Origin of the sequence: Actinomadura sediminis (assembly GCF_042675525.1) — a bacterium.
GTDB lineage: Bacteria > Actinomycetota > Actinomycetes > Streptosporangiales > Streptosporangiaceae > Spirillospora > Spirillospora sediminis.
This window is the reverse complement of sequence record NZ_JBHTJA010000001.1, coordinates 216,052-232,230: the sequence shown is the minus strand read 5'-3', so window position 1 is coordinate 232,230 and position 16,179 is coordinate 216,052. Positions and strand designations below refer to the sequence as shown.

The window sequence follows — 16,179 nt, the reverse complement described above, 5'->3', positions numbered from 1 at the left end:
GCATGACCGCGACGCGCGCCGCCGTCCTCGTCGAGTCCGGACGCCCCGCCCCCTACACCGAATCGCGCCCGCTGGAGATCACCGACCTGCGGCTCGACCCGCCCGGTCCCGGCGAGCTGCTGGTGCGGGTCCGCGCCGCCGGGCTCTGCCACTCCGACCTGTCGGTGATCAACGGCTCCCGGCTCCGCCCGCTGCCGATGGCGCTCGGCCACGAGGCCGCGGGCGAGGTCGTCGAGGCCGGCGAGGGCGCGGAGTTCGCCCCGGGCGACCACGTCGTGCTCGCGTTCGTCCCGGCGTGCGGGCACTGCGAGCGCTGCGTCGCCGGACGTCCCGCGCTGTGCGGCCCCGGCGCGCGCGCGAACGGCGCGGGCACCCTGCTCGGCGGCGCGCACCGGTTCGTCGCGCCCGACGGCACCCGCCCCAACCACCACCTCGGCGTGTCCGCGTTCTCCGAGTACACGGTCGTGTCGGCGCGTTCGGCGGTGAAGGTCGACGCCGACCTGCCGTTCGACATCGCCGCGCTGTTCGGCTGCGCCGTCCTCACCGGCGCGGGCGCCGCCCTGTACAGCGCGGACGTGAAGCCGGGCGACAGCGTCGCCGTCCTCGGCCTCGGCGGCGTGGGGCTCGCCGCGCTGCTCGCCGCGAAGGCCGCGGGCGCCGCGACCGTCGTCGCCGTGGACGTCGTCGAGCACAAGCGCGACCTCGCGTCCCGCCTCGGCGCCACCCACACCGTGGCGGGCGGCCCCGACGCGGTCGAGGCAATCCGGGACGCCACCGGCGGGGGCGCCGAGAAGGTCATCGACACCACCGGCGTCGTGCCCGTCCTCGAGCAGGCGTACGCCGCGACGCGCCCGGGCGGGACGACCGTCACCGTCGGGCTCCCCGACCCCGGCAAGCCCGTCACGCTGCCCGCGCTCAGCCTCGTCGCGGAGGAGCGCACGCTGAAGGGCAGCTACCTCGGCTCGTGCGTCCCGCGCCGGGACGTCCCGCGCTTCATCGGGATGTACCGCAGCGGGAACCTGCCGGTGGACGCGCTGCTGTCCGACCGCCTCACCCTCGACGACGTCAACGCCGGGTTCGACCGCCTGCACACCGGCGAGGCCGTCCGACAGGTGATCACTTTCGGTTGAACATGTCTTCCTTCAACGCCAGCCTCTCTTTCAACCCCCCAGGGATTACCAGTTCGGCATGGTCCCCGTATGGAATGAATGTGATTCCTCCCCTGCGGAGGTCTTCCTCCATCACCGGCAGGCCCCCTGCTCGCCACCGTTCGCGGTAAGTTTGATTGAGTTCCACGTATTCTCAGTGGTCTCTTGCTGATTCAGAAGTGATCGACGCCTGTTCGCAAGAGAGAGGCGGGAGGTTTTTTGTAGCCCCTCGGGCGTAGCGCCGATATGCGACCTTGAGGTCGCCGATTTTTTCGGTCGCTGTGGCCACCAGGGACTCGTAGACCCCATCCGCATTCGGCAAGCCCGGTGCATCGCACGGGTCCCCGAGATAACGGTTGCAGCGAAGATAGTTGTGTTCTTTGTAGGTCCCGTCGGCGAGTTTTCGCTTGTTGTGGCGGTAGATCAGGTCTCTGCTGCATCCTGGACACTTGATGATGCCCTGGAACTTGCTGCGGGACTCGCGCTTGTTCTTGCCGATCCCCTCCCGGCGTGAGCATAGACGCAGAATTTCCTCATGCTCTTCGTCTGTGAAGGTGGGGTCGGCGATCCGGACGGTCTGGCCGTTCTCGTTCAGGATGGGCGTCGGCGGTTGCGCTCCGCGCTTGTTGTTCCCGTGTGTCTTGATGCCGCGAAGTGACGGGTTCTTGAGGAGGCGAGCAATAGTCGAAGGATGCCACTTCTTGCCGCCGGTGGGGTTGGGAACCCCAGCGCGCTCCAGAATTTGCTTCATGTAGTAGTAAGATTTGCCCTGTTTGAGCTTGTGGTAAATCCAGCGGAGTACCCTGGCCTTCTCGTGGTCGATGACGAGAATTTTTCCTACGTCACCTTCGACGGTGGTGTACCCGTACGGTGGTCGACCGACAAGCCATCGATCAGCTACGCCGCGGGAGTGGTCCCAGAGCGAGGTGAGCCGTATTCCCATGTTTGCGGCCTCGATACGGGCCATGGACGCGATCAGGGAGGCCAAGGCTTCCCCATGAGGGCTGCTGAGGTCGATAGGGTCATGAACAGCCGCCAGGTTCTTCTGGAACTTCTTGCACCACTCGATCATCTGGTGCAGGTCGATGTTCTGCCGGACGAGACGGTCGAGCTTGAAGGAGAGGATGATGTCGAACTCAGGAGCCCGATCCCTGATCCACTCTCCGAGGTGTTTTCGGTTCCACGGAGCTACTTTGGTGGCGCTCACGTTCAGATCTGATGCCACTCCCACAATTTTCCAGCCGCGTGCTGCGGCATAGGATCGCATCTCGGACTCCTGACGCTCCGGTGACGTTGTCTCGTCCGTCAGGACCGACAGGCGGATGGAGAGCAGGACACGGGGAGCGTCCTGCGGAAGGCCGTCAGGTGGCGATCCTTCGTTGGTGATGGCCTTCTGAGGGAGGAGCTGGGAGGCAGTGACGGTGCTCATGTGAGCGAGAATACCTGCTATTTCTGCAAGTCGACTCCCGTCCGAACATATTAAGAGGTTCTATCGAACAACCATATTATGGTAGTTGACGCATAAGGGTCTTTTGTAATCGATGCGGACGAAGGGGGAGGCCGGGGACGGAGTTGTCGCCCTCGCCGAGATCAAAGCTGGGAGGGCGACGAGTTCCGTGTATTCGGCGTGGAGGCGTGGCAACGCCCGCGCGACCGGCCGGCGGATCAGGAGGCCGGGGCCTCGACGGCGGTGTTCTGGCCGGCCACGATCTTCCACCCGTCCGGCCGCCGCGCGATCACGTAGAGGGTCGCACCGTGCGCGCCCGCGACCGGTGCGCCCGCGGCGTCGGTCGGCTCCTGCACCACGTTCACCGCGATCACCTCGGGCGCGAGCTCCAGCATCTTCACGACCTCGTACCGCGCGAACGAGTCGCGCAGGAAGTTCTTCATCGCGGGACCGCTGAACTCCTCGATCTCCGCACGGCCGTCCAGCCGCTTGCCCATCGCGTTCGACCAGGACGTCCGCTCGGCGAACTGCCCCGCGAGCGCCGCGGCGTCCTTGGTGTTGAACGCCTCCTCGAGCGCCTTCACCACACCCGTCACCGCGGCCCGCGTCTCGTCCGAGATGTCGCCCACCACGAGAACGTCGTTCGTCATGTCCGTGCCCCTTCCGATGACGGCGGCGTGATCGCCGCCTAGAAGAACCCAACAACCTCAACAAAGGTCGAGGTCAAGGCCCGTGACGGCGTTCACGGCGCCGCGACCCCATACGAGCGGCCCGAGGTCGTTCCGGGTGACCACCACCGCGAGCGGCGCCGGGGTTCAGGCCGCTGGGCGGACGGGCTGGCGGAGGACGGTCCTGTACCGGGCGGGGTCGGTGCGGCGGTGGTCGCCGAGGTAGATCTCGTGGTGGTGGCCGGTCATCCGGAGGCCGTTCGCGGCGAGGTACACGTCGTGGAGTTCGGCGAGTACGGGCCCCTCGTCGTCGTAGGGGCCGACGTGCAGTAGCTGGGCGCTCGTCCCCTCGTGCAGGGTCTCGCGGCGGACGTCCGCGATCGCCGGGAGCCCCTTCTTCGCGAGCGCGGCCGCCTTGGCGTCGTCGATGAGGTCCTCGGTGATCCAGTCGGGCTGGCTGATGAGCATGCGCCAGTTCCAGTCGTCCTTGATCCGCGCGACGAACACCTCCGGGCGGTCGGACCACCACAGCCCTTCGAGCGGCCCGACGACGAAGTCGCGGTCGAGCTCCCGCTTGCTGGCGAACTTGATCGTGTACGCGACGGCGTAGAGCGCCTGGACGGCCCGCGCGTAGTCGGCGCTCGTGTTGGGGTCGCCGTGCCCGTCGACGGCGAGGAACTGCTGTGGGGGCACGTCGACCAGCTCCCAGGCGGTGTTCTTCGGCGCGTAGTACCGCTTGAGTTCCCGTTTGACGTCGTAGCGGGTCATCGCCCGTCTTCCTTCCTGGTGGGGGAGCCGTCGAGTCCCGCCCGGTAGGCGGCCAGCCATCGCTGTTCGGCCTCCAGTTGGCCCAGCGAGTAGTCGAAGACGGCGCGGACGAACGCGGGCGCCCCGGGCTGCGCGTCGCGGGCCGTGCCGATCGCGGCGATCCGCTCCGCCAGTGCCGCGGCCCGCCGGTCGAGGGCGTCCCGGAGCCGTCCGGGCTCGATGACCGGCTGGTTGGCCAGGCCGACGAGGACGGGCGGGAACACCGGCCGCAGCTCGGCCACCGCCGCCTCCGCGGCCCGCGCGCACGCCCGCCGCCCCTCGTCCGTGGGCCCGTACACCCGCCGTGCCTTCCCCCGCGCCGGCCGGGCCCGCTCGACCTCGGCGATCAGGCCCCGCTCGCGAAGGCGGGACAGCAGGTAGTAGATCGAGCTGAATCCGATCTCGGTCCATTCGCGGACGCCGCGCGCCTCGATGACCTCCTCCAGCTCGTAACCGTGCCTCGGTTTCTCCACGAGCAGCCCGAGCAGCGTCAGCTCCGCGGGCGTCAGTTCCTCGGCCATGCGCCATATCCTAGTACTAGGATAAAGGCGCGCACGACGGTGCCGGGCGAGCGGCGTGCGCTCGTCCGGCACCGTTCGTCCGGCGGGGCGGGTCAGCTCACCGCCCGCTTCACCAGGTCGGCGATCCGCCGCTCGACCTCGGGCGTCACCTCGGTCAGGGCGAAGGACGTCGCCCACATCGGGCCGTCGTCGAGCTTCGCCGCGTCGTTGAACCCGAAGGTCGCGTAGCGGGCCTTGAACTTGTCCGCGCTCTGGAAGAAGCAGACGACCTTGCCGTCCAGGGCGTAGGACGGCATCCCGTACCAGAGCTTCGGCGCGAGGACGGGCGCGTTCTCGGTGACGATCGCGTGGACGCGCTCGGCCAGCGCCCGGTCCGGTTCCCGCATCTCGGCGATCTTCGCGAGGACGTCCCGGACGGCCTCGGCCGCCTTCTCCTCGCGCGAGGCGCGGCGCGCGGCCTTCTTCTGCTCCTTCGCGTGCTCCTTCATCGCGGCGCGCTCTTCGGCCGTGAACCCCTGGTAGTCGCTCATGGTGTACGTCCTTCCTGTCGGTTCGTGCGTGCTCGTTCAGGCGCGGGCTCGGGCGGGCGCGGCCTCCCAGGCGAAGCCGTCCGGGTCGGTGAAGGGCTCGCCGCCGCCGGCGAGGACGAGCCGGTGCGAACCGGTGCCCTCCTGGGCGACGCCGGTGTCCTTGGCGAGGGCGCGGCGCGGGTAGAGCGCCAGCGTGACGGACGAGGAGGGGGTGTCGAACTCGGCGTACTTGCCGCCGAAGCTCTTCCCGACGGCCAGGCCGCGCTCGACGTAGAAGCGCTTGCTGGCCTTGACGTCCGCGACGCCCAGCAGGAGGGCGATCTGGTCGAACTCGGGGGCGGCGGGCGCCGAGTCCTTCTTCTTCGAGGACGCGACCTTGACGATCGTCCCGTCCGGGGCCTGGATCACGCCGCCGTAGCCCCAGAACGACTTCGCGGCGGGCTTGAGGACGGTGGCGCCGGCGTCGACGGCGGCGGCGATGAGGGCGTCGACGTTGCCGGGCTGGGACGCGACGAGCGACAGCGCGAACCCGCGGAAACCGGTCGTCGGCTCGGCGGAGGCGCGGACGTTCACGTAGGGGGCGAGGCCGAACGCGTCGTAGAAGGTCTCGGCGGCGGCGGTGTCGGCGACTTCCAGGGTGATGGACTCGAACGAGGTCATGGCGTGCTTCTTTCCGGTGAGGTGGGGGTGTGCGGTGGCTCAGCGGTCCTGGAGGAGCCCGAGGACGTTGCCGTCCGGGTCGGTGACGGTGGCGACCGTGCGCCCGCCGCCGACGTCGTGCGGGGCGTCCTGGACGGCGGCTCCGGCGGCGGTCAGCTCGGCGACCTTCGCCTCGATGTCCGGCACGTGCCAGTACACGACCGGGGAGGTCATGCCCTGCGGCCCGCCGCCGGGCACCAGCCCGATCTGCTGGCCGCCGACCTCGAACCCGACGTAGTAGGACGAGTCGGTCTGCGGCGCCGCGCCGAGCAGGGCGGTGTAGACCGCCTTGGCCTTCGCCAGGTCGGTCACGGGGTGCAGCACCGTCTTGATCCCCCGGACGGGCGAGTCGCTCATGGTCGCTCCTGCTGGTCGTGGGCCGCGTCGACCCCGTCGTTCAACTGCTCCCAGCTTCGCTTCGGGGCCCCCTCCGCCACATCCGTGGCGACCACGGAGCCGCCTACGGAGTCCGGCCACGGACCACGCGCACGGACCCCGCGGAGCGGCTGCGGCAGAATGGGACGGTGCCCGTGACAGTGGATATCTCGCCCCGCGAAGCCGAGGTGCTGGAGCTGGTCGGGGACCACCTCACCAACGCGGAGATCGCCGCGCGGCTGTTCATCTCCGTCCGCACCGTCGAGAGCCATGTCTCCGCACTGCTGCGGAAGCTGGACGTCCCGGACCGGCGGGCGCTCGCGGGGCGGGCCGCCGCGAGCCGTCCCGCCGCCGAGGCGTCGCCGGCGGCGCCCGTCCTGCCCGCCCCGCTGACGTCGTTCGTCGGGCGGGCGCGCGAGCGCGCCGAGCTGGGCGAGGCCGTCCGGGCGCACCGGCAGGTGACCGCGGTCGGTCCCGGCGGCGTCGGCAAGACCCGGCTGGCGCTGGCGGTGGCCGCGGACGCGACCGCCGCGTTCGCGGACGGCGTGTGGTTCGTCGACCTGGTGCCGGTCACCGACCCGGGGATGGTCGCGGACGCCGTCGCGGGCGCGCTCGGGCTCGGCGAGCAGCCGGGCCGCGGCATGACCGAGTCGGTGGTCGCGGCGCTGGCCGACCGGCACGTCCTGCTCGTCCTCGACAACTGCGAGCAGGTGCGGGACGGCGTGGCGCCGTTCCTGGAGCGGCTCCTCGCGGCGTGCCCCCGGGTCGCGGTGCTGGCGACGAGCCGGGCCCGGCTGATGGTGCCGTTCGAGCGGGCGTACCAGGTGCCGCCGCTGTCGCTGACGGACGACGGCGAGTCGGACGCGGTCGCGTTGTTCAAGGAGCGGGCGTCCGCGATCGGCTGGCCGCTGGACCCGCCCCTGCACGACCACATCCGCTCGATCTGCGAGCGGCTGGACGGCATGGCGCTGTCGATCGAGCTGGCCGCCGCCCGGTACCCGGCGCTCGGGCTGGACGGTCTCACCGCCGCCCTGTCGCATCCGCTGCGGACGCTCACCGGCGGGTCCCGCGCCGACGACCGGCACCGGTCGGTGCGGGCCGCGGTCGACTGGAGCCACGCCCTGCTGGATCCGGCGGACCGGGAGCTGCTCCGCCGCGTGTCGGTGTTCGTCGCGCCGTTCACCGCCGCCGCGGCGGCGGAGGTGGCCGGAGCCGACGCGGGCGTCGTCGCCGACGGGCTGGCCCGCCTCGCGGAACAGAGCCTCCTCGTCGTGCGGGCGTCCGCGGGCGGCACCGAGTACCGGGCACTGGAGACGATCCGCCAGTACGGGGCGGAGCGGCTCGCCGAGGCCGGTGAGCTGGCCGACGCGCGCGCCCGGCACCTCCGCTGGTGCCTGGCCCGGGCCGCCGGTCTCGCCGAGGCCGGAGCCGACTGGCGGCCCCGGTTCGACGCCGTCGCCGACGACCTGCGCGCCGCGCTGGCGTGGGCGGCCGACGAGCCCGACCACCGCGCGGACGCGCACGACCTCGCCCGGCACCTCGCGGACCTCGCCTTCACCCGCAACCTGGCCGGCGAGTCCCAGCAGCGGTACGAGCAGGCCGCCGCGCTCGCCGCCGACCCCGGCGCCGCCGCCGCGATGATCGGGCCCGCCGCGGCCGTCGCCGGGTGCGGGATGCACGGCGACGACATGTACCGCCTGCACCGCGCCGCCGCCGACGCCGCCCGCCGGTCCGGCGCCGCCCCCCGCGCCGCCGCCGAGCTCGCGACCGCCGCCGTCACCGTCTACCGCTTCTCGGGCACGTTCGTCCGGACGCCGCCCCCGGACGAGACGGGCGCGCTGATCGCCGAGGCGCGCGGGTCCGCGGGCGACGACCCCGCCGCGTGCGCGGCCGTCGCGCTCGCCGAGGCCGCGTCGGCCGCCGACGCGTTCGGCGCCGACCAGGACCCGCACGACGACGTCGTCGCGGAGACCCTCGCGCTCGCCGAACGCGCCGCCGACCTCGCGCACCGCACCGGCGACGCCCCCGCCGAGTCCGCCGCGCTGGACGCGCTCGCGGCCGTCCAGAGCTGGGTCGGCGACGCGTTCGCGACCGCCGCCACGGCCCGCCGCCGCGTCGCGCTCCTGTCTTCCGCGCCGCCCACGCCCGCCGTCACGCACGAGCTCGTCCAGGCCCTCGGCGAGGCGGCGCAGACCGGCATCGGCGTCGGGGACCTGCCCGGCGCCCGCCGCTGGGCGCGGCGGCTCGCCGACCACCCGACGCTCGCGGAGATGGGGCACCGCGCGACGAGCTGGCTGCTGGTCGCGGACGCGCTGGCGGGCGACGCCGAGGCCGTGCGGGCCGGCGCCGTCCGGTTCCTGGACGCGTGGCGGCGGAGCGGCGGCCGGGACCGTCCGGACCTCGACCCGGCGGTCGCCGCGGTCGCGATGGTCCACGGCCTCCGCGGCGACCGGGACGCCCGCGACGAGTGGGGCGCCGTCCTGGACCGGTTCGGGACGTCACCGAGCCGCGTCCACGGCTACGGCGCGGTCTTCGACGCGATGCTCCTGCTCCACGAGGGCCGCGCCGCCGAGGCGGCGGAGCGGACGGCCACCGAGCCCGCCGACGTGTGGCGGTGGGTCACCTGGACCTGGCTCCCCTGGTACGTGGCGTTGCGCGCCGAGTCCGCGGTGCTCGCCGGGAGCCCGGACGCCCGGTCCCGGCTGGCCGCCGTCCGCGAACTCGCGGCCGGGAACCCGGTCGCGGACGCCTTCGCCGACCGGGCGGAGGCGCTGCTCGACGGCGATCCGGGGCGGCTGCTCGCCACGGCGGACGCGTTCGACGCCGCAGGCTGCCGCTACCAGGCCGCCCGGACCCTGGTCCTCGCGGGCGGCGCCCACGCCGCCCGCGGCACGGCGGCCCTCACCGCCCTCGGCGTCACCCCCATGCCCGCCCCCTGACGCCCGCGGAGCCCGCTGCGGTCGCGGGCGGCGGTCGAGGGAGCCCCGCGCCCTGGTCCGTGCGGTCGGGGCGGGCATGCCCCGGGTCCCGTGCCGGCCGCACTGATCACGACGGCCCCTGCGGCATGGTGTCGGGGGCGCACATGACGGGTCGTGCGAAGGTGCGGGGCGCGCACGTGTCGCGGGTCACGGGACGGGCGGACGATGGCGGCGTTCGTCCCCTGCACAGGGAGCTGTCATGCGCCTCCCCGCCCGACTGGTCACGTTCGTCGCCGTCCTGAGCCTCCTCCTCCCGGCGGGCGCGGCCGCCCGCGCCGGGGCCGCCGCCGCGGCGGCGGGCGGCTACCGGCAGGTCACAGGGTTCGGGTCCAATCCCGGCGACCTGCAGATGTTCGAGTACGTCCCGGCCGGGCTGCCGTCCGGCGCGCCGCTCGTCGTGGCGCTGCACGGCTGCACGCAGAGCGCCGACGCCTACCACCGGCACTCCGGATGGGCCGAGCTCGCCGACCGCTGGGGGTTCGCGGTCGTCTACCCGCAGACGACGACGGCGAACAACGTCCAGCGGTGCTTCCAGTGGTTCGAGCCGAGCGAGTACGGGCGGGGCCGGGGCGAGGCGGCGTCGATCGCGCAGATGGTGGCGGACGCCCGGGGGCGGCTCGGGACGGGCCGGGCGTTCGTCACGGGGCTGTCGGCCGGCGGCGGGATGGCCGCGAACCTGCTGGCCGCGTACCCGGACGTGTTCGCCGGGGGTTCGATCAACGCCGGGCCGCCCGCGGCGTGCGCGTCGAGCCTGCTGGAGGCGACGGGGTGCCAGATGAACGACCAGGGCCTCACGCCGCGGCAGTGGGGCGACCGGGTGCGGGCGGCGTTCCCCGGGTACGGGGGGCCGTGGCCCCGGGTGGCGATCTGGCAGGGAACCGCCGACTACACGGTCCGCCCGGTGAACGCCGACGAGCTGCGCGACCAGTGGACGGACGTGTGGGGCGTGCCGAGGTCGCCGACGAGCACGCACACGCTGCCGGGCGGGACGACGCGGAGCGTCTACGGGGATTCGGCCGTCGAGGTGTACTCGATCTCGGGGATGGGGCACGGCCTGGCGGTCGATCCGGGATCGGGCGCCGAGCAGTGCGGCGCGTCCGGCGCGTACTTCCTCGACACGATCTGCTCCAGCCACCGCACGGCGCTCTTCTGGGGTCTCGACGGGGACGGCGGCGAGCCGGGCGCCCCGCCCGCCCCGACCGGTCTCCGGGTGACGGGGACGGGCGACGGCACCGTGTCGCTCGCGTGGGACACCGTCGAGGGCGCGGTGTCGTACGTCGTCCGCCGCGACGGCGCGGACGCCGGGACGTCCGCGGCGGGCGCGTTCACCGACACGGGTCTCGCGCCCGGGACGTCCTACGCCTACACGGTCGCGGCGGTCGACGCCGAGGGACGCACCGGCCCGGCCTCGGCCCCCGTCACCGCGACCACCGCGGGCGCCCCGCCCCGGTGCTTCACCGCGACGAACTACGCGCACGTGACGGCGGGACGGGCGCACGCCCGCGGCGGTTACGCGTACGCGAACGGCTCCGGCCAGAACATGGGCCTGTTCAACGTCTTCGTCACCCGCACGCTGAGGGAGCCGTCCCCCGGCTACTTCGTGATCTCCGATCCGGGCTGCTCCGCTAGTGCGTGATCAGATGCTCGTCCTTGAGCTGGCCGCGGACCCACTCCCGGAGTTCGGGGGTGTCCTCGTGCCCGTGCACCGAGGCCGCGTGCTCGGCGGCGGCGCGGACGACCTCGTCCTCCTCGCCGCTGATCGTGAGGGTGCAGCCGGACTCGCTCGGCATGTCCCTGCAGTCGGCAACTTTCCGCATCGTCTCCTCCTTCCGCGCCCGGGCCGCCGCAGAGCCACCGGGGGGAGGAGGGGGGCGGGCCCGGGAACCGGCTCCGCCGCACCGCCACATGCCCTTTCATCGTGACATACCCGCAGGTCACACGGAAGAGCGCAGGGCGCGGAGTGAGGCGGCGGGCAGTTCGGGACGGGCGCCGTCGGGCAGGCGGCCGCCGCCGGTGACGCCCTCCGCGCTCCGCGTCACCCCGTTCGGGGGAGCAGGAGGCCGAGGGCCAGGGCGGCGAGCGGGACGGCGCACAGCAGCGCGAAGACGAGCGGCGTCCCGTGCGCGTCCGCGACCAGGCCGAACAGCGGGGTCGCGAGGCCGCCGACGCTGACCCCGAGGCCGAGCGTCATGCCCGCCGCGGTGCCGGGGCGTCCCGGGAGGTAGTCCTGGCCGAGCCGGACGAGGACGGCGAACGGCACGTTCACCGCCAGGCCGGTGAGGACCGCGAACGCCAGCGGGGCGTACGGGCCGGGGGCGAGCCGCAGCCCGGCGAGCATCGGCACCGCGAGGGCCGCGCCGACCTGGATCGTCCGGACGGGCCCCACCCGGTCGGCGAGGCGCCCGCCCGCGATCGTCCCCGCGACGCCGCCGCCGAGGAAGCACGCGAGGGCCGCCCCGGCGAGCGCGGGGGAGGCGTGCAGGTGCCCGATCCAGTACAGGCCGATGAACGTCGCGACGGCCGAGAACAGCGCCGACCGGACGACCGTGATCGCCGTCAGGGTCGCGAACGGCCCCCACCGGTCGCGTCCACCGGCCGCCGAGGCGCGCCCGCCGCTCGCCCGCCGCGCGTTCCGCACCAGCACGAACGCCGCCAGCACCGCGGGCGGGAGGAACGCGACCGTCCCGCCGAGCCCCCACGCGGCGAGGACCGGCACCGCCAGGACGGGCGCGAGGAAGAACCCCACGGTGCCGCCCGCCGCGAACACGCTCATGGCGGTGACGCTGTCCCCGGCGGCGTCCCTGGCGGCCTTCCCCGCGGCCGGATGGAACATTGCCGTCCCGAGGCCCGACAGCAGGAGCAGCGCCAGGACGAGCGGGTACGGCCCGGCGGGCCCGGCGAGCGCGAACCCCGCCCCGGCGAGCAGCACGCCGCCCGCCGCGAGCCGGGGCAGCCGGAACCGGTCGACGGCGAGGCCGATCAGCGGCTGCGGGAGCGCGCTGCCGAGCGTCGCCGCGAGCGTCAGCCCGCCCGCCGCGGCGTAGCCGTAGTTCCGTTCGAGCACGAAGTAGGGGACGGCCGCCGGCACGAGCCCCTGGTAGAAGTCGTCGACCGCGTGGGCGGCGGCCCACGTCCCCATGCGCCGCACGACCGGTTCGGTCTTGGTGATCGTCGCCACGTCGTCCAGGATCGTGAGCGCGCGATGTTGCGGGCTAGCGATATCCTGCCGAACGATGTCGCCGACCCGCCAACCTCTGCTGCGGCTGGCGCACGGCGAGCGCGTCCCCCGGCACGAGCACCCGCACCACCAGCTCGCCTACCCGAGTCACGGCGTCCTGGAGGTGTCGACGGACGCGGGCACGTGGATCGTCCCGCCGCACCGGGCCGTGTGGCTGCCCACCGGGATCGCGCACGCGCACCGGGCGCACGGCCCGACGCGGCTGCGCACGGTGAACTTCGAGGTCGGCGAACCGGGCCCCGGTTTCGCCGGGCCGGTCGTCCTGGCGGTCTCCCCGCTCCTGCGCGAGGTCGTCGTCGCGCTCACCGAGGACGGCCGGGACGCCCGCCGCCGCGAACGCCTCCGGCGCGTGGCCCTCGACGAGATCCGGGCGGTCGACGAGCTGCCGCTGCACCTGCCGGTTCCGGCGGACGACCGGCTGCGGGCGATCGCGGACGCCCTGGACGCCGATCCCGCCGACCCGCGCACGCTCGCCGAGTTCGGCCGCGCCGTCGGGGCGTCCGAACGCACCCTGAGCAGGCTGTTCCGCGCGCAGACGGCGATGACCTTCCCGCAGTGGCGGACGCAGGTGCGGCTGCACCGCGCGCTGATCCTGCTCGCGTCCGGCGCCCCGGTCACCGCCGTGGCCGCCGAATGCGGCTACGCCGGTCCGAGCGCGTTCATCCAGGCGTTCCGGCAGGCGTTCGGCACCACCCCCGGGCGGTTCGGCGGACGCCGGCCGGCGGAGCCGGCGACGGCGGTGTAGCCGGTGCCGCCGGATACCGGCCGGCCCGCGCGGCGAGCCCTCCGACCAGCGGCCGGCGCGGGTCGATGCCGGTCATGTCGGCGCCTCCTCCGCGTCGATCGCGTCCATCATCAGCGGCCAGGCCCGCTCCATCTCGGGGATCCACTCCGGCCACGCGTGCCAGCCGTCGCCGTAGATGTGGGAGGTGACGGGGATGCCGAGTTCGTGCAGCCGGGTGACGAACGACCGGTTCATGCCGCCGATGAGGATCTCGCTGAGCTGGGTCAGCCGCCACTGCGCGCCCGGCGGGGTGTGGGGGCCGTTCAGGCCGGTCGTCCCGCTGGAGACGTACAGCCCGACGCCGCGCAGCCGCGGCGCGAGATGGTACGGGTCGTGCGCGCGCCAGTTCGCGTCGTCCAGGCCGGGCACGCCGAAGATGCGGAACGCGTCGAGGCCGGAGCCGATCAGGTTGATGAAGAGCAGGAACGCCTGCATGCCGCCCATGGTCAGGTGCGTGGAGCCGCTGAACGACGCCGCGTACCTGAACATCCCGCGGTGCCGTGCCGCGTACGCGATCGCGCCCTGGCCGCCGGAGGAGGCGCCCATCACGGCGCGGCGGGAGCCCGCGCCGTAGCGCTCCAGCACCCGGACGAGCTCGTCGGTGTGGAACGTCTCCCAGCGGGGGACGCCGCCCGCACCGCCGTTCCACCAGTCGGTGTAGCTGCCGTTGACGCCGCCGGACGGCATCACGACCATGACGTCCCAGCGTTCGGCGAGCCCCTCGATGTCGGTCTCGCGGGTCCAGGAGGTGTAGTCGTCCCGGCCGCCTTGGAGGGCGAAGACGACGGGCCAGGTCTCGCGGGCGGAGCGCCGCCATTCGTCGGGCAGGAGCAGGCGGACCCGGACGGTCTGGTCGACGTTCGGCGAGTGCCAGCTCAGGTCGAGCGTGCGCGGCCCCTGCCACGTCTCGGTGATCGCCGGGGCGGCCGCGGCGCCCGCCGTTCCCGCCGGCGCGGCGAGCGCGGACAGCAGCAGGAGCACGGCGAGGAGCCGCCCGAAGCGGTGGGCGAAGGGGTGGGGGAAGGGGTGTCGGGGGTGTCTCATCCGGGGTTCTTTCTGGCGAGGACCCGGTAGGCGTTGCTGTTCCTCCGGGCGATCGGGACGGTCAGCGCGTCGAGCAGGACGGCCGCCCCCATGAGCGGGGCGGCGAGGACGAGGGTGGCGAGGACGCGCGCGTACTCGCGGGCTCCCGGGACGCGCGGCCACCAGGGGCGGTCGACGTCGAGGCCGAGCAGGTTGACGACGGCCGCGGCGGACGCGGCGAAGTCGGGACCCTGGTCGGCCTCGCGGCGCTCCTCGGCCACGATCTCGAGGCCCCGCCGCTCCAGCGCGTCCCGCAGGTTGCCGAGGGGGATCATGTGCAGGTGCTGCGGCGCGAGCCACGGCACCCAGAAGCCGCGCAGCGCCTTCCCGAACCACGACTCGGGGTCGGGCATCTCGATCAGCAGGTGCCCGCCGGGCGGCAGCACCTTGGCCGCCGCGTCCAGTTCGCCGAGGGGGTCCGCGGTGTGCTCCAGGTAGTGGTGCATGCTGATGACGTCGTAGCGTCCGGCCAGATCGGGGGCGAGGTCGAGGAACTCGCCGTGGTAGGCGCGGTCGATCCAGCCGCGCCGGGCCCCCTCGACGACCGCCGGGCCGAAGTCGAGGCCGTCCAGGCGGGTGGCGGGGAGCACGGTGCGGGCGGCGCGGGCGAAGTGCCCCTTGCCGGTGCCGACGTCCAGCCACGACCTGGGCTCCGTCGTGCGCCGCACCATCGCGGCGCGGGCGAGGTACCAGGACGTGTTGGAGCTGAGGATGCGCTCGGCCAGCACGTCGCCGAGCCCGTCGTAGACGTCCTTGTAGTAGAAGGCGAGGCCCTCGGGGGTGACGCGCGGGTTCTGGAAGACGTGGCCGCAGCTCGCGCACCGCTCCAACGTGAAACGTCCTGGTTTGCCCTGGAGGATGTCTCGGGCGACGACGTGCCCGCGCAGCTCGCCGGACCCGCACCACGGGCACTCCGGGGACCGCGGCCCGAGGAACCGCTCGACGCCCCGTTCCAGTTCGGCCCGGTACCAGGCCCGCGCCTCCTCCCGCCGTGCCAGCAGCTCCCGCTCCCACGCGGTCCGCGGCGCCGCGAGGGTGCGCACGATCGACACCGGCACGTAGAGGAGGCGCAGCAGGCTCACCCGGTGCAGGTCGCGGGGCCGCACCGGGGTGCCCGCGAAGATCAGCTCGGGCACGGCGCAGTACCACAGCGCGAGCAGGAGCCCCGCGGCGGGCGCGACGGCCGCGCTCCCCGCCACCAGCAGGAGGCCGGCGGCCATGGCCGCCAGCGTCTGGGGCAGGGCGAGCGTCTGCGGGATCACCAGGGCCAGCGCCCGCATCCGGGCGCGCCGGTACGCCGTCTGGTCCCGTCCCGCGATCTCCGCGACGACGATGTCGGCGCGCTCGACGTACAGCTTGAGGCGGGCCGTGGCCGCCCCGAGCGCGTCCGGGTCGAGGACGCGGGCGCCGTCCAGCCCGGCGGCGGCCACGGCGTCCCGGGACGCGAGCACCGCATGGCAGGCGCCCCGCCCCATGCAGAACGGATCGTCCCGGTAGGCGTCGAATTCGGTGTGCCGGGCGAGATCGAGCGCGCCGTCGACCGGAATGTCCCGGGGCAGCAGGTCCAGGAGCCCCAGCCCGTTCCGGCGGGCGTAGTCCTCGGCGGCGCGCGCCACGTCGTCCGGCACGTCGACGTGCGGCGCGGTGAGCAGGACGAACGCCGGGTCCGGCGGGCCGTCGCCCGGCCCGGGAAGCGTGCGCAGCCGGCGGAGCCGGGCGCGCAGCCGCCGCGCGTTGGCGGCCATGCAGGCGGCGACGACCGCCATCGCGATGAGCATGGGAGAACCCTTTCCGGGCAGCTCGAAACGGCGCCCCATAAAGGCGTGTCGAGGTAATAATCAAATGCGTGCTTTCGTGTGCCGGAGAAGTATTCAATCCATTCTTTGTAACGGCATGATCCG

15 protein-coding genes are annotated in these 16,179 nt (G+C 73.5%); 4 read left to right on the top strand and 11 right to left on the bottom strand.

The features are described 5' to 3' along the window. Nucleotides 1-2: 2 nt before the first annotated feature. Nucleotides 3-1,130, top strand: a complete 1,128-nt coding sequence (locus ACFQ11_RS01080; RefSeq protein WP_378295779.1) for a zinc-binding dehydrogenase — start codon at nucleotides 3-5, stop codon at nucleotides 1,128-1,130. Between the two features lie 172 nt (nucleotides 1,131-1,302). On the opposite strand, the gene ACFQ11_RS01075 is transcribed toward ACFQ11_RS01080, so the two are convergent. The 7 genes from ACFQ11_RS01075 to ACFQ11_RS01045 all read right to left on the bottom strand — a co-directional run bounded on the left by ACFQ11_RS01075 (nucleotide 1,303) and on the right by ACFQ11_RS01045 (nucleotide 6,177). Further along, nucleotides 1,303-2,577 (bottom strand): recombinase family protein, encoded by a 1,275-nt coding sequence (locus tag ACFQ11_RS01075; RefSeq protein ID WP_378295778.1) that lies wholly within the window; start codon nucleotides 2,575-2,577, stop codon nucleotides 1,303-1,305. 236 nt (nucleotides 2,578-2,813) lie between these two features. Beyond that, nucleotides 2,814-3,245, bottom strand: a complete 432-nt coding sequence (locus ACFQ11_RS01070; RefSeq protein ID WP_378295777.1) for an SgcJ/EcaC family oxidoreductase — start codon at nucleotides 3,243-3,245, stop codon at nucleotides 2,814-2,816. Between the two features lie 165 nt (nucleotides 3,246-3,410). Further along, on the bottom strand, nucleotides 3,411-4,031 hold the full coding sequence (locus ACFQ11_RS01065; RefSeq protein ID WP_378295776.1) for a GyrI-like domain-containing protein: 621 nt from the start codon (nucleotides 4,029-4,031) through the stop codon (nucleotides 3,411-3,413). Continuing rightward, nucleotides 4,028-4,591 carry a PadR family transcriptional regulator gene (locus ACFQ11_RS01060; protein WP_378295775.1) on the bottom strand — a complete coding sequence of 188 codons (564 nt, stop codon included), beginning with the start codon at nucleotides 4,589-4,591 and terminating at the stop codon, nucleotides 4,028-4,030. The genes ACFQ11_RS01065 and ACFQ11_RS01060 overlap by 4 nt, the downstream gene beginning before the upstream one ends. Before the next feature lie 92 nt (nucleotides 4,592-4,683). Next, nucleotides 4,684-5,121 (bottom strand): iron chaperone, encoded by a 438-nt coding sequence (locus tag ACFQ11_RS01055; protein ID WP_378295774.1) that lies wholly within the window; start codon nucleotides 5,119-5,121, stop codon nucleotides 4,684-4,686. A gap of 36 nt (nucleotides 5,122-5,157) precedes the next feature. Then, nucleotides 5,158-5,781: a VOC family protein gene (locus ACFQ11_RS01050; RefSeq protein WP_378295773.1), complete on the bottom strand. Its 624-nt coding sequence runs from the start codon at nucleotides 5,779-5,781 to the stop codon at nucleotides 5,158-5,160. 39 nt (nucleotides 5,782-5,820) lie between these two features. Then, nucleotides 5,821-6,177 carry a VOC family protein gene (locus ACFQ11_RS01045; protein WP_378295772.1) on the bottom strand — a complete coding sequence of 119 codons (357 nt, stop codon included), beginning with the start codon at nucleotides 6,175-6,177 and terminating at the stop codon, nucleotides 5,821-5,823. 167 nt (nucleotides 6,178-6,344) lie between these two features. Here ACFQ11_RS01045 and ACFQ11_RS01040 point away from each other — a divergent pair, with 167 nt between their 5' ends. After that, nucleotides 6,345-9,134, top strand: a complete 2,790-nt coding sequence (locus ACFQ11_RS01040) for an ATP-binding protein (protein WP_378295771.1) — start codon at nucleotides 6,345-6,347, stop codon at nucleotides 9,132-9,134. A 238-nt stretch (nucleotides 9,135-9,372) separates the two neighbouring features. Further along, nucleotides 9,373-10,809, top strand: a complete 1,437-nt coding sequence (locus ACFQ11_RS01035) for an extracellular catalytic domain type 1 short-chain-length polyhydroxyalkanoate depolymerase (RefSeq protein WP_378295770.1) — start codon at nucleotides 9,373-9,375, stop codon at nucleotides 10,807-10,809. Here the strand turns inward: ACFQ11_RS01035 and ACFQ11_RS01030 are convergent. Both ACFQ11_RS01030 and ACFQ11_RS01025 read right to left on the bottom strand, forming a co-directional pair. Beyond that, complete coding sequence (locus tag ACFQ11_RS01030) at nucleotides 10,799-10,990, bottom strand: DUF1059 domain-containing protein (protein ID WP_378295769.1); 192 nt, start codon at nucleotides 10,988-10,990, stop codon at nucleotides 10,799-10,801. The two genes, ACFQ11_RS01035 and ACFQ11_RS01030, sit on opposite strands and share 11 nt — an antisense overlap. 218 nt (nucleotides 10,991-11,208) lie before the next feature. Further along, nucleotides 11,209-12,351, bottom strand: coding sequence for an MFS transporter (locus ACFQ11_RS01025; RefSeq protein ID WP_378295768.1), 1,143 nt, complete (start codon nucleotides 12,349-12,351; stop codon nucleotides 11,209-11,211). Nucleotides 12,352-12,406: 55 nt separating this feature from the next. Here ACFQ11_RS01025 and ACFQ11_RS01020 point away from each other — a divergent pair, with 55 nt between their 5' ends. After that, the gene (locus ACFQ11_RS01020) at nucleotides 12,407-13,156 is read left to right on the top strand and encodes an AraC family transcriptional regulator (protein ID WP_378295767.1); all 750 of its coding nucleotides are present in this window, start codon (nucleotides 12,407-12,409) and stop codon (nucleotides 13,154-13,156) included. A 72-nt stretch (nucleotides 13,157-13,228) separates the two neighbouring features. On the opposite strand, the gene ACFQ11_RS01015 is transcribed toward ACFQ11_RS01020, so the two are convergent. Next, a complete protein-coding gene (locus tag ACFQ11_RS01015; RefSeq protein ID WP_378295766.1) occupies nucleotides 13,229-14,239 on the bottom strand; it encodes an alpha/beta hydrolase in 1,011 nt (336 codons plus the stop codon). Next, on the bottom strand, nucleotides 14,236-16,056 hold the full coding sequence (locus ACFQ11_RS01010; RefSeq protein WP_378295765.1) for a class I SAM-dependent methyltransferase: 1,821 nt from the start codon (nucleotides 16,054-16,056) through the stop codon (nucleotides 14,236-14,238). The genes ACFQ11_RS01015 and ACFQ11_RS01010 overlap by 4 nt, the downstream gene beginning before the upstream one ends. Nucleotides 16,057-16,179: the final 123 nt, after the last annotated feature.

Bases quoted from the DNA above. Each gene is read 5' to 3' on its own strand.
- ACFQ11_RS01080 (WP_378295779.1), top strand. From the start codon at position 3: ATGACCGCGACGCGCGCCGCCGTCCTCGTCGAGTCCGGACGCCCCGCC.
- ACFQ11_RS01075 (WP_378295778.1), bottom strand. From the start codon at position 2,577: ATGAGCACCGTCACTGCCTCCCAGCTCCTCCCTCAGAAGGCCATCACC.
- ACFQ11_RS01070 (WP_378295777.1), bottom strand. From the start codon at position 3,245: ATGACGAACGACGTTCTCGTGGTGGGCGACATCTCGGACGAGACGCGG.
- ACFQ11_RS01065 (WP_378295776.1), bottom strand. From the start codon at position 4,031: ATGACCCGCTACGACGTCAAACGGGAACTCAAGCGGTACTACGCGCCG.
- ACFQ11_RS01060 (WP_378295775.1), bottom strand. From the start codon at position 4,591: ATGGCCGAGGAACTGACGCCCGCGGAGCTGACGCTGCTCGGGCTGCTC.
- ACFQ11_RS01055 (WP_378295774.1), bottom strand. From the start codon at position 5,121: ATGAGCGACTACCAGGGGTTCACGGCCGAAGAGCGCGCCGCGATGAAG.
- ACFQ11_RS01050 (WP_378295773.1), bottom strand. From the start codon at position 5,781: ATGACCTCGTTCGAGTCCATCACCCTGGAAGTCGCCGACACCGCCGCC.
- ACFQ11_RS01045 (WP_378295772.1), bottom strand. From the start codon at position 6,177: ATGAGCGACTCGCCCGTCCGGGGGATCAAGACGGTGCTGCACCCCGTG.
- ACFQ11_RS01035 (WP_378295770.1), top strand. From the start codon at position 9,373: ATGCGCCTCCCCGCCCGACTGGTCACGTTCGTCGCCGTCCTGAGCCTC.
- ACFQ11_RS01030 (WP_378295769.1), bottom strand. From the start codon at position 10,990: ATGCGGAAAGTTGCCGACTGCAGGGACATGCCGAGCGAGTCCGGCTGC.
- ACFQ11_RS01020 (WP_378295767.1), top strand. From the start codon at position 12,407: ATGTCGCCGACCCGCCAACCTCTGCTGCGGCTGGCGCACGGCGAGCGC.
- ACFQ11_RS01015 (WP_378295766.1), bottom strand. From the start codon at position 14,239: ATGAGACACCCCCGACACCCCTTCCCCCACCCCTTCGCCCACCGCTTC.
- ACFQ11_RS01010 (WP_378295765.1), bottom strand. From the start codon at position 16,056: ATGCTCATCGCGATGGCGGTCGTCGCCGCCTGCATGGCCGCCAACGCG.